Origin of the sequence: Synechocystis sp. LEGE 06083 (assembly GCF_015207725.1) — a bacterium.
Taxonomy (GTDB): Bacteria; Cyanobacteriota; Cyanobacteriia; order Cyanobacteriales; family Microcystaceae; genus Synechocystis; species Synechocystis salina.
The window spans coordinates 1-11,294 of sequence record NZ_JADEWJ010000107.1 but is presented as its reverse complement, the minus strand read 5'-3'; the positions used below and the strand labels follow the sequence as shown (position 1 = coordinate 11,294).

The 11,294-nt window shown below is 50.0% G+C and carries 11 protein-coding genes and 2 pseudogenes; 5 read left to right on the top strand and 8 right to left on the bottom strand.

Annotation, left to right across the window (positions count from 1 at the left end; all coding sequences use genetic code 11):
- Positions 1-1,146, top strand: a pseudogene (ftsH4, locus tag IQ219_RS09885) (ATP-dependent zinc metalloprotease FtsH4); the annotation flags it as partial.
- Positions 1,147-1,254: 108 nt separating this feature from the next.
- Here ftsH4 and IQ219_RS09880 read toward each other — a convergent pair.
- From IQ219_RS09880 to IQ219_RS09860, 5 genes are all read right to left on the bottom strand, one after another.
- Positions 1,255-2,235, bottom strand: a complete 981-nt coding sequence (locus tag IQ219_RS09880; RefSeq protein WP_194072485.1) for an ATP-binding cassette domain-containing protein — start codon at positions 2,233-2,235, stop codon at positions 1,255-1,257.
- 59 nt (positions 2,236-2,294) lie between these two features.
- Positions 2,295-2,936 carry a DUF3386 domain-containing protein gene (locus IQ219_RS09875; RefSeq protein WP_194072483.1) on the bottom strand — a complete coding sequence of 214 codons (642 nt, stop codon included), beginning with the start codon at positions 2,934-2,936 and terminating at the stop codon, positions 2,295-2,297.
- A gap of 437 nt (positions 2,937-3,373) precedes the next feature.
- Complete coding sequence (locus IQ219_RS09870; RefSeq protein ID WP_194072484.1) at positions 3,374-4,027, bottom strand: urease accessory protein UreF; 654 nt, start codon at positions 4,025-4,027, stop codon at positions 3,374-3,376.
- A 127-nt stretch (positions 4,028-4,154) separates the two neighbouring features.
- Positions 4,155-5,048: an acetylglutamate kinase gene (argB, locus tag IQ219_RS09865; RefSeq protein ID WP_190596141.1), complete on the bottom strand. Its 894-nt coding sequence runs from the start codon at positions 5,046-5,048 to the stop codon at positions 4,155-4,157.
- 282 nt (positions 5,049-5,330) lie between these two features.
- A complete protein-coding gene (locus IQ219_RS09860; RefSeq protein WP_194072482.1) occupies positions 5,331-6,632 on the bottom strand; it encodes a sugar ABC transporter substrate-binding protein in 1,302 nt (433 codons plus the stop codon).
- A gap of 181 nt (positions 6,633-6,813) precedes the next feature.
- Between IQ219_RS09860 and IQ219_RS09855 the strand changes: the two genes are divergently transcribed.
- Positions 6,814-7,176, top strand: coding sequence for a c-type cytochrome (locus IQ219_RS09855; protein WP_190596137.1), 363 nt, complete (start codon positions 6,814-6,816; stop codon positions 7,174-7,176).
- 79 nt (positions 7,177-7,255) lie between these two features.
- On the opposite strand, the gene IQ219_RS09850 is transcribed toward IQ219_RS09855, so the two are convergent.
- Positions 7,256-7,648, bottom strand: a complete 393-nt coding sequence (locus IQ219_RS09850) for a DUF1823 family protein (protein ID WP_194072481.1) — start codon at positions 7,646-7,648, stop codon at positions 7,256-7,258.
- Positions 7,649-7,739: 91 nt separating this feature from the next.
- Complete coding sequence (locus tag IQ219_RS09845) at positions 7,740-8,900, bottom strand: metallophosphoesterase (RefSeq protein ID WP_368667598.1); 1,161 nt, start codon at positions 8,898-8,900, stop codon at positions 7,740-7,742.
- A 12-nt stretch (positions 8,901-8,912) separates the two neighbouring features.
- Here IQ219_RS09845 and IQ219_RS09840 point away from each other — a divergent pair, with 12 nt between their 5' ends.
- A complete protein-coding gene (locus tag IQ219_RS09840) occupies positions 8,913-9,521 on the top strand; it encodes a chorismate lyase (protein WP_190596132.1) in 609 nt (202 codons plus the stop codon).
- A 31-nt stretch (positions 9,522-9,552) separates the two neighbouring features.
- On the opposite strand, the gene IQ219_RS09835 is transcribed toward IQ219_RS09840, so the two are convergent.
- A complete protein-coding gene (locus IQ219_RS09835; protein WP_190596130.1) occupies positions 9,553-10,023 on the bottom strand; it encodes a Dps family protein in 471 nt (156 codons plus the stop codon).
- Between the two features lie 496 nt (positions 10,024-10,519).
- On the opposite strand from IQ219_RS09835, the gene rplC reads away from it, so the two are divergent.
- Together rplC and IQ219_RS09825 are read left to right on the top strand one after the other, a co-directional pair.
- On the top strand, positions 10,520-11,161 hold the full coding sequence (gene rplC, locus IQ219_RS09830; protein ID WP_190596128.1) for a 50S ribosomal protein L3: 642 nt from the start codon (positions 10,520-10,522) through the stop codon (positions 11,159-11,161).
- Positions 11,162-11,200: 39 nt separating this feature from the next.
- Positions 11,201-11,294: pseudogene (locus IQ219_RS09825) on the top strand (50S ribosomal protein L4); the annotation flags it as partial.

Here is an 11,294-nt window from a genome sequence, read left to right as displayed (position 1 = left end):
GTGGGGGCAGGGGCTGCCCGGGTAAGGGATTTATTTGAGCAAGCCAAAAAGCAAGCCCCTTGCATTGTCTTCATTGACGAATTGGATGCCATCGGTAAATCCCGGGCCAGCGGTGGTTTGATGGGGGGCAACGATGAGCGGGAACAGACTCTGAACCAACTGCTGACGGAAATGGACGGGTTCAGTGCGGCAGGGGCGACGGTGATTGTGTTAGCGGCCACTAACCGCCCGGAAACTTTGGACCCAGCGTTACTCCGTCCCGGCCGTTTCGATCGCCAGGTGTTGGTGGACCGGCCAGATTTGGCAGGCAGGCTGAAAATTTTAGAAATTTATGCCAAGAAAATTAAATTAGACAACGAGGTGGAGCTAAAAAATATTGCCACCCGTACCCCTGGTTTTGCCGGGGCTGACTTGGCTAATTTAGTCAACGAAGCGGCACTGCTAGCCGCCCGCAATAAGCAAAATAGCGTTACTGAAGCCGATTTCCGCGAGGCGATCGAACGGGTGGTGGCCGGCTTGGAGAAGAAAAGTCGGGTGCTGTCGGATAAGGAGAAAAAAATTGTTGCCTACCATGAAGTGGGCCATGCGCTAGTGGGGGCAGTGATGCCCGGCGGTGGTCAGGTGGCGAAAATTTCCATTGTGCCCCGGGGGATGGCCGCCCTGGGTTATACCCTCCAAATGCCCACAGAAGACCGCTTTTTGTTAAACGAGTCCGAACTACGGGATCAAATTGCCACCCTGCTAGGGGGAAGGGCCGCCGAAGAAATTGTTTTTGACAGCATCACCACTGGCGCGGCCAATGATTTACAACGGGCCACGGATTTAGCAGAGCAAATGGTCACAACCTACGGCATGAGCAAGGTTTTGGGACCCCTCGCCTACGATAAGGGTCAGCAAAATAATTTTCTGGGGCAGGGCATGGGCAATCCCCGGCGTATGGTCAGTGATGACACTGCCAAGGAAATTGATCTAGAAGTCAAAGAAATCGTTGAGCAGGGCCATAACCAGGCTTTGGCAATTCTCGACCATAATCGCGATTTACTGGAGGCGATCGCCGAAAAAATCCTCGAAAAAGAGGTCATCGAAGGGGAAGAACTGAATCAGTTTTTAGGCCAGGTACAAGCCCCCGCCACCGTAGCGGTATAAAAAATTTTCTTGCTTGCCCTCTTTAACCTTTACAAGCAAACACTCTCCTTCCTCATCGGCAGATTTGCTGCCACAAGCAGGGAGGAGTAGTTCACCACTGGTTAAAGATCAAAGTTTATTGTCCAAATTACCCTGGGAAAATAGACGACCAATGATTTCTTCGATGGGGGGGTCAGACACACTTAAATCTGATACCGGCAACTCTGCTAACAGCTTGGCGATCGCCGTAGTTAGGCTTTCCCGTTTTAACAAAAAGCGCACCAGTAAACCCTCCACACTCTCCACTTCCCCATAGATCTGTAATTTTTCCAGAGTTATGGGAGTAGATAATTCCACTGCCACTTGCCGGTAAGGGGAAAATCTTTCTACCAGGGCTTCCAGATCACCGTCATACATCAATTGTCCCCGGTGAATCAATAGCACCCGCTCACAAAGGGCGGTGATGTCTGCCATGTAATGGCTGGTCAGTAACACGGTGGCTTGGTAACGCTGGTTGTACTCCTGTAAAAACTGCCGCACCGCCACTTGGGCATTAACATCCAGCCCCAAGGTTGGTTCATCCAAAAATAAAACGGTGGGGTGGTGGAGCAGGGCGGCTAACAATTCCGCTTTCATCCGTTGCCCCAGGGAAAGTTTCCGCACCGGTTGCTTCAATTCCGTAGTCAGACCGAGCATTTCGCTCAATTCCCCTAGCCGTTGCTCAAAGATTTGGTCAGGAATTTCGTAAATTGCCCCATTGATGCGGAGGGAATCCAGGGTAGGTAAATCCCAGATTAATTGTTGCTTTTGCCCCATTACTAAACTGGTGCGCCGTAAAAAAGCCGTTTGTCGACGGAAGGGATCAAAGCCAGCCACCCGCACTTTTCCTCCGGAGGGTTTAATCAGCCCTGTGAGCATTTTCAATGTGGTGGTTTTGCCGGCTCCATTGGCACCGAGGAAGCCCACCATCGCCCCAGGGGGAATGGTAAAGGAGATATCTTGCACCGCAAGAATTTGGCGGTAACGTCTCTGCCAAAAATGTTGCAATGTTCCCTTCAGACCAGGGGATTTGAGGGCAATGGGATAAACCTTGCTCAAATTTTCCACCACAATGGTGGGGGCAGACGTTGATACCAATGGAGTTGCTAACCTGGACAAAGCGCTGTCACCTATGCCAAAAGTTCTAAATTGGTGAAGCTGAAATCGGTAAAGGTTTTTTCTCCACCAGCGGCGATCGCCTCTACGGTCTGTTGACTGGGCAGATAATAACCCCCTAGTTCCACATAGGTTTCGGTGAAGTCCCTTTTACCTTTGAGGGTATCAGTTTTAGGATCTTTGAAAATAGCGTTATATTTAACGGCAATGTAGCCGGAGCCGGTATCCAAACTTTCTTCAGTGTTAATGGTGAAAGCCACAGGCCCCATCACTCGGCTGACCTGGCAAATTTCCGTACCCCGGATTTTATAGTTCGATCCCATGGCATCTCCCTTCACATCAATGGCGATCGCCCCGGAAGCATCGGTTTCCCCAAAGCTAAACTGATTCTTACCATGGGACTTTTCAAAATTTCCCTGTTTACGGTGGGTAACAATGTCTCGCATTTGGTTATAAACGCTTTCCTGCACAGTTTCGTCGCTGAAACCAGTAACAGTAACGGTGTAGTCCGCCTTCACTTCCACTTCCCCTGTGTAGCGTTCATCCCCTTGGGTAACGGTGAGGTGGGCTCGATAACCGGGAAAATCTTCGTCCCAGGTGTAGCGGTTTTCATAGGCAGCTCGGAAAGCTTCTTGGGCAGTAACAGTGGCAGTCATAGGATGAGGTAAGAGATTAATTAAGCTATAACCAGCATTACATAGGAGCCGGTACTTTGTGCAAAGGGATGCAAAAACAGTATATTTTTGTCTTCAACTACCGCCAGGTCTGAAATTAGAGTAATCCGACTAAATTATTGATTGCGTAAATACTTTCGGCCATAGCCTCGACATTTCATTGAAATTTTTAATTAAATCCTTCCATTTAACACAAACTGAACTGTTCAATTTGGCTACAAGACAAAAAGTTTGGTTTTCTAAAGACATTACTGTTTCCTTTAATTTGCTCAATAAACAACGGAAACTATTCAACAGCTGAGAATCAGGGAATGATCACAGAATTGTTCCTAGACTGGCTGAAAATCTGGATTTTCCCTTTTCAACACCCTGGTTTACAGAAAAATCCGACCACTCCCGAGGATTATGGCCAGTTAAAGCTAACTGCGGAATAGTCTGGTGTATTGACTTTCATGGCCCATGCTAGCCAGAGCCAACCCCCAACTGCAACTGTACAGATCATCATCCCCCAGTGATAAAATTCTCTGCCATTGATCCAAAATGGTGGGTGTTAAATGCAACAACAGTTTTTGACCTGCCGTCTGTCCCAAAGGAATCAGTCTTATCCCGGCTGAAATCAAGTTATTAGCCCAACTGTGGAGATAGCCCAACCCACTCTGATGGAGATCAATGCCCCAAAAAGCGGATCCTACTCCAAAGGCGATCGCATAGTTACAGGGTTGTGTGGAGGGAATCGGCTCAAACCAAGCCTGCACAGCCGGGTCTAAATCCACCAACAATTTTCGCAGGGATCCTCCCATTTGCAAGCTCTGCTCTCTTAGTTCTCGACTCTCCCTAGTGGCCGTTAACCATTGATTCCAATAAGATAAATTTTTAACAGTGGGGTTGGGTGCAACATCGGTTTTGGCAAGTTGGCCAGTAAGCCGATGGGCCCGAGCCATGATAGCTGTGTCCACTGCAATGGAACCCTGGCCTAACTCCTGGGTAATCCATGCCCCCAGGGTATCAGCATTAGTAATATTTCCCCGTTCGATTAACCATTCCAAGCCTTCAGAATAGTTGTAGGCTCCCACCGGCAAGGTCGGGCTGACCAATTGCAAAAGTTTTAACTGGGCAGATCCTGACAGCAAAGGTAAAAAGTTATCGTCCAAAATGATTGCTTAATCCATTGTTGAAGGAGTTGAAAAAATCTCTTCCGCCTCAAAGATCATAGCCCGAAGCCACAATCATCGAACCAATGCCCAAATCAGTGAATACTTCCAGCAACAGGGCATGGGGCAAACGGCCATCAAGGATATGGGCTGCTCTCACCCCTTGGGCTAGGGATCGCACACAACAGTTGACTTTGGGAATCATGCCCCCCGCCACTATGCCGGAGCCAATCAATTCCCGCGCCTGTTGAATATCTAACTTGTGGATTAGGGTGGAGGGGTCTTGATAATCTCGCAAAATACCTCTGGTATCGGTGAGGAGGATTAATTTTTCTGCCCCTAGGGCCGCCGCCAATTCTCCAGCACAGGTATCAGCATTAATATTATGGGCTTGACCGAATTCATCCGCCGCCACACTGGAAATGACGGGGATGTAACCGCTTTTTACCAAGGTTTCCACCACCCGGGCATCAACGGAACTGACTTCCCCCACAAAACCAACGTCTTTATTGGTCATGGTGCGGGCAGTCATTAATTGGCCGTCTTTGCCGCAAAGTCCCACCGCTTTGCCGCCGGCTTGGTTAATTAAGTTGACCAATTCTTTGTTAACCCTACCCACCAGCACCATTTCAACAATATCCATGGTGGCCGCATCGGTGACCCTTAATCCATCTTTAAATTGGGGTTGAATGCCTACCTTATCCAACCAAGTGTTAATTTCTGGCCCTCCGCCATGGACCACCACCGGGCGAATGCCAACGGAGGCCATAAAGACGATATCGCGGATCACCTTGTCTTTGAGGTTGCTGTCCTTCATGGCGGCTCCCCCATATTTGACCACCACAGTGCGGCCAGCAAAGTGTTGGATGTAGGGCAAAGCTTCACTAAGGATTTTGACTCTGGTGGCGGCTTCCTCGCCGATATAATCTTGGGTACTGCTCATGGCGATCGCTAGGTGAATGGTCGAGATGGGCTTTAGCTCCGGGGAGCAAAACTGCCTGTCAGTTTAAATGCTAAAGGCAATGTGAAAACTGTTCAGGGCTAACAGTTGCCTTGGAGGGGCGAAAATTTTTGGCCATGCCCTTGGGGATCGGGCCGGGTTATAGGTAATCAATCGGTGCAGCAGATGTGCGTGATGATTATTTCTTTTTATCCTGATCAACACGACAGGTAGATGGCGACAACGACTTGCCAATGAGGGGCACTTGACTGCAACTACCCTGGTCTAGCCTTTCAAGTTATCGTTCCAGACTTGTTCCGCATCCTGTAGGGCCTGGTCTACAGTTTTGTTGCCCACCATTGCCGCCCCAAGGTTTTCGTAGATGATGCGCTTGAGCTGATTGAGGTTGGCCATGGGGGGAATTAAAACCTCCGCTGTGGGCAATTGTTCCAATGCGACCCGACGGGCATTTTCCAAGGAACTGGCGTTGCTGATTTTTGCCAACTCTTCTCGATACTTATCGACGGCACCAATGGTGGAGGGTAAGACATTGGCCTGTTTGATAAATGTAAATTGATTGTCCGTGTTGGTGACAAATTCGGCAAATTTAATTGCTCCGGTGGGATTTTGGGTGCTCCGGGGAATGACTAGATTCATCACTGCCACATTTCTTTTACCAGTTTCCCCGACAATTTGGGGCGCGGCCGCGGAAACTTTCGCAATGCTGGGGGCATTTTTTTCCAAACTAGCTAATAGCTCTGGCCCCGCTGATAAAAAGGCGATCGCCCCGGACTGATAAAGGTCCCCGGCCCGACGATGTCCTTCGGTTAAGACTTCCGGTGGTAGTAATCCCTGCTGATACAGATCCACCCAATATTGAAAGGCCACTTTGCCAGCGGGACTGTTAAAGGCGGCTCGGCCGTCATCGTCCACCAACCGCACTCCCATTTGCACTAGACTTTCTAGGGCTTCGGCGGAATCGGAGGGGGAAAAAGTGATGAAAAAACCATACTTACCGGTGGTTTCCCGAATTGCTTTGGCGGCCACAGCTAACTCCGCAAAGGTGGCTGGAGGGGCGGACAACCCCGCCTGTCGTAGTAGATCCTGGTTATAGATGGTGATGCGGGTGGTGAGATACCAGGGGAAACCAAACACCTCCCCTTCCCTAAGACTGTTGGCTTGCCAAATACTAGGCAGATAGCGGGCCTTAACTTCGGGCCTCACCTCCTGTTCCAAATTGAGCCAGGCATTTTTACTGGCTAATAAAGAAGCAAAAGTGGGGTTGAGGTTTACTACGTCGGGGGCTGTGTTAGCCGAGACAGCGGTGAGAATTTTGCTCTCCATGGCATTCCAGGGAATATCCACCCAATTTACCTGCTCCGGTGGATTTTCTCGCTCAAAGGTACCAATCAATTCGTCAAAATACTGGTTAAATTTTGGTTGTAGTTGCATGGTCCAAAAGCTGACTTTCCCCTCCATGCTCTGGGGTTGCTTACCCTGACAACTGATTAACCCACTGAGCAACAGTCCCAGACACGCAAACATAAACCAACGTCTTGGCGATCGCCATCGGCACCATGAAACCATCGTAAAAGCTGGGGAAATTATAAAAAAACGGTGGGCTAGGAATGGGACTGCCATGGCCCCTCCACAAACCTAGCCAATTCTAGCTTGACCGTAACTTTGACAGATTGTCTTTTGACTTTGTCTTGATCGCCTCCCATAATACCTTCGCGTCTTGAAGACTTTATCCTTGAAAGGAGAACTAATGTTTAAATTGTTCAACCAAGCTAGCCAGATTTTTTGGGGCATTGCCCTTCCCTGTCTAATTTTCCTGGGGGGTATTTTTTCCCTAGGTAACACCGCCTTAGCCGCTGACCTAGCCCATGGTAAAGCTATTTTTGCCGGCAACTGTGCCGCTTGCCACAATGGGGGGCTCAATTCCATCAACCCCAGCAAAACCTTGAAAATGGCCGACTTGGAAGCCAATGGCAAGAACTCCGTGGCAGCAATTGTTGCTCAAATCACCAATGGTAATGGAGCTATGCCCGGCTTTAAGGGTCGCATCAGTGACAGCGACATGGAAGATGTGGCGTCCTACGTGCTTGACCAAGCAGAAAAGGGCTGGTAGATATCCCAGTTTCTAATGGTTTGATCAGGGAGAATCGGGGGCTGGGGAGTGGAATGGGTCTCCCTGGCCCATTTCTTTGTCAATGCAATGGGAGCTTGTGGATAGCCATGTAACTGAGCAACCAATTAACCGCTGTGGCTCGGCGGGTGTGGCGGGGGGTGAACTCGCCAATTTTATAACCAGTAAAACCCAACTGTTCCTTGAGCAATTGTTTATTTTCCGGGGGAATGGACCGGGTCAATTTGACTGTGGGGGGACGATTTTCGATGAAATTGGGCGGTTCGGGATACTCCTGGGCCCAGCTTGACTCCACTTCTCCCAGTTCCCACCGTTGGCGATCGCCGTCGAATCGATAACCGAGATAATGGGCTAGCAGGGCGTTGACCACCTCATCACTGATTTCCTGGTGAATGATGGCCCAGAAGGTGGCTTTATTGAGGGGAGGGAGATTGTTAGGGGTAACGGCAGCCATGGTCTGAAAGAAAATCGGCAAGTCTGGGGACAAATTCCCATGGTAGTTTTAACTGGCCATTGATGACTAACCATCCCCACTACTCAATTGCTCACCTAACATTGCACAGGGCCAAGCCCAAACTTGCGCCACAGGCCTGCTGCTCCGCTGGGGTCAAATTTGCTTCCCTCAGGTCTCGGCGGATTACCCGGCCATTATGGCCCAAGAGAAACCGGGGTAAGGATTCCAGTCCCACAGGGCTCAAATCCTTCATATCGTAGGTGGTGTATTGCACTTGATCCGGTTGATCAAACGTGAAATCTAAAATGGTTAACGTCTTTGGCGATCGCCGTTCTTGGCCAATTAAAGCCCTGGGGCCCGCCCCCAGTAATCCTGTGTGGAGTAATTCTAAATTCCCTCGCCGGCCAGGATAGTAAGCATGTTGGTGCCCACTGATATAGGTGTGGACTTGATACCTTTCCAACAAAGCTCTTAACTGTTCAGCCTTGGCCATCACCTCCCCCGGTTTATTGCGACCTTCCGCCACACCATAGAGGGGTAAATGCCCGATCGCCATTCGTAACTTGGCATTTTGGGCCGGGGCACTGGCCAGGGCCCTTTCCACCCAAGCCAATTTTTCCGGGGGAATCCGGTGGGTTGACCCATCCCACACCAGAAAAAAAACACCATTTTGACTAAAGGTGTAGTAAAAAGGAAAATCACTTTTATCCAGGAAAGTTATGCCTGGATCATGGGCTGGGTTACGCCAATAACGAGCCGCCAACTCCCGTTCATTTTGGAAACGAAAACGACGATTTTGATCCAGGGCACCGGAAGCATCGTGGTTGCCCAAGGTAAAACCAAAGGGAATCTGGGCCTGTCGTAGGGGCCTAGCTACCACCTGGTCAAAGGCGTCCCACATCGCTTGAATTTGGGCATTGGTTAATTTGGGACTCTGCCCCGCCACCATATCTCCACTACAAAGGACAAGATCTGGTTGCAAACTGGGAATGAGTTGCAATGCCTTGGAGACTTCCGGTTCATAGCTAGTGGAACCATAGGCGCTGTTGAGGTCACTGATCACGGCTATGCGTAGGTCCCCCCTGGGCGGAAGAGTTTGTCCCAGACCCACTGATCCCCCTGGAGAAGTCAACCACGACCCAGTAATGATCCCAACAAAAACGGCGATCGCCAGGAAACAGAAAGCCCACCTCCTTAGCTTGAGTTTGTTATCATCAAAAAAGTCACGAAAATGTAAAGTTTTGTAACGCACAGGCAACTCCCCTTGAACCTTTCTCCGGCCGTTTCCCCTTCCCTTGCTTGGCATTCACTGGACTTACTCTGGCAGGGGGATCAACACGACGTTAGGCATGGTCTGCCCCACAGCATCCTGCCCCCCCCATGGCAAATCCTCATCCTTGGGGACGGTTCCCCCACCAGGCACCTGCAACTACTCACCGGGGAGAAGACAGAGGTAGATGTGATTGACATGGCCCCGGTGGGCCCCAGGGATGACGGCGCCCCCCCCCAAATTAACACTGTACCCAGTCCCCATCTGCGGCGACAGGTGTGGCTGAGGACCCAATCTGGTCAAAGGCTAGCCTATGCCGTTTCCTGGTGGGATGCCAGCCATGTGGACGAATATTTGCAAAATCGCAATTTACCCATCTGGGACAGCCTTTCCCGATTGCATACCGAGTTGTATCGGGATATCCAGGCCATATACTGTGGCCACAACCGTGCCTTAGCCGATGCCTTTGGCCAGGAAGGGCCTTTTTGGGGTCGACATTACCTTTTCTGGCATGACCGTAAACCCCTAACCCTAATTTACGAAATTTTTTCTCCCTACCTATCCCGCTACCTGGGGGAATTGCCCAGGGCGAAATTCCAGTAAAGTTTCAGCCAGGAATAGGTAAAACTGCAGCCTATTTATTCATGGCACGCAACATCCAAGCCGTCTTCTCATGGACCCGCATCCGGTCCGAAGCCAAGGCAATGGTGGATTCATCATCAGCGGGTTGGGAAAACTTGAGCACATCCCGACAGGACTGGACAATGGTTTCGTGGCCCTTGGTCAAAATGTCGACCATTTCTTTGCTGGTGGGGATGCCATCCACTTCTTGAACAGAACTCAGCTTGCTAAATTCCTTATAGGTGCCGGGGGCAAAAACATCCAAACTGCGGATACGTTCAGCAATGTCATCCACCGCCAGAGCCAACTCATTGTACTGTTCCTCAAACATGAGGTGTAGGTCGCGGAATTGGGGGCCGGTAACATTCCAGTGGAAGTTATGGGTTTGTAGATAAAGGGTGTAGGTATCGGCCAACAGTTTTTTCAGGGACTCTGCAATTTTGACGCGGTCCGCTTCAGGAATGCCGATATTAATCGTAGCCATACAGGAATATCTCCATTTAACAAAATTTAACACAGTACCATTTTAACGAAATTTGCGCGTCAGCGAAAGAATGCTTGTTCTTACACCTCCGAGGAGATGCCCTGGCAGGAAAATTAGTTTGACGGGGGTTCCCTTTATGGCTATGATGGTTAATCGCGGTCAAAACTGGATATTAGATCGAGTAATATCAAAACGTTAAACTGCTATTTTTGAAGACCCCCTGCAGATACTGGAATGCCATAGGGTTTCTAAGTCTGACCAGGAACTAGGGTTATCCACCTTCTGGGCCCATGTAGGACTAACTCTCCCTACCGCTAGGACACAAGGTGGTCTCTCAAGCCAAGCTTGATTGAAACGCTCCATCGACGTAACTAAATCAGTTATTTATCGGGCTCAAAGCCATTGACCAGAGGCATTTGTCTGGGGTCTCTGCTTTATGTCTGGAGTGTTTCCTGTTTGTTTATTCACATTAATTATTTAGTGCAGAGGGTTGACCGTGTCTATCGGTATTTTAGGAACTAAGCTGGGCATGACCCAGATATTTGATCAAGAAAGCGGCATTTCCATTCCTGTGACGGTGGTGCAAGCCGGGCCCTGTCCCGTTACCCAGGTTAAAACCCAGGACACTGATGGCTACAATGCCGTACAGGTGGGTTTTTTGCCCGTTAAAGAAAAGGCCTTGTCCAAACCCGAACTGGGCCATTTGAAAAAATCCAACACTGACCCTGTCCGCCATTTGAAGGAGTACCGTTTGACGGAAGCTCCCAGTCTACAGGCTGGGGATGCGGTCACAGCGGACATTTTCCAAGCTGGAGACCTGGTGGATGTGGCTGGCCAGAGCATGGGTCGCGGTTTTGCCGGTTACCAAAAGCGCCACAATTTCCGTCGGGGTAACATGACCCACGGTTCTAAAAACCACCGCTTGCCCGGTTCCACTGGGGCTGGTACCACCCCTGGTCGGGTCTATCCCGGTAAAAGAATGGCCGGTCAGTATGGTGCGTCCCAGGTTACGGTGCGCCGTTTAACGGTGGTGCGAGTGGATGCGGAACGGAACTTGCTGATCATCAAAGGGGCCCTGCCCGGTAAGCCCGGCACTCTTTTGAATATCACCCCCGCTAAAACCGTTGGTCGGGGCTAGGTTGCCTTTTCTATCCGTCACTGCTGAAGGAACAAAACTATGGTTGATTGTATTGTAAAAAACTGGCAGGGGGAGGAGGTAGGTAATGCCTCCTTGACCCTCAAGGTTGCTAAGGAAGAAAATGCGGCCCACA

Coding starts and splice junctions, on each gene's coding strand:
- IQ219_RS09875 (WP_194072483.1), bottom strand. CDS start 2,936: ATGACTGCCACTGTTACTGCCCAAGAAGCTTTCCGAGCTGCCTATGAA.
- argB (WP_190596141.1), bottom strand. CDS start 5,048: ATGAGCAGTACCCAAGATTATATCGGCGAGGAAGCCGCCACCAGAGTC.
- IQ219_RS09860 (WP_194072482.1), bottom strand. CDS start 6,632: ATGGTTTCATGGTGCCGATGGCGATCGCCAAGACGTTGGTTTATGTTT.
- IQ219_RS09855 (WP_190596137.1), top strand. CDS start 6,814: ATGTTTAAATTGTTCAACCAAGCTAGCCAGATTTTTTGGGGCATTGCC.
- IQ219_RS09850 (WP_194072481.1), bottom strand. CDS start 7,648: ATGGCTGCCGTTACCCCTAACAATCTCCCTCCCCTCAATAAAGCCACC.
- IQ219_RS09835 (WP_190596130.1), bottom strand. CDS start 10,023: ATGGCTACGATTAATATCGGCATTCCTGAAGCGGACCGCGTCAAAATT.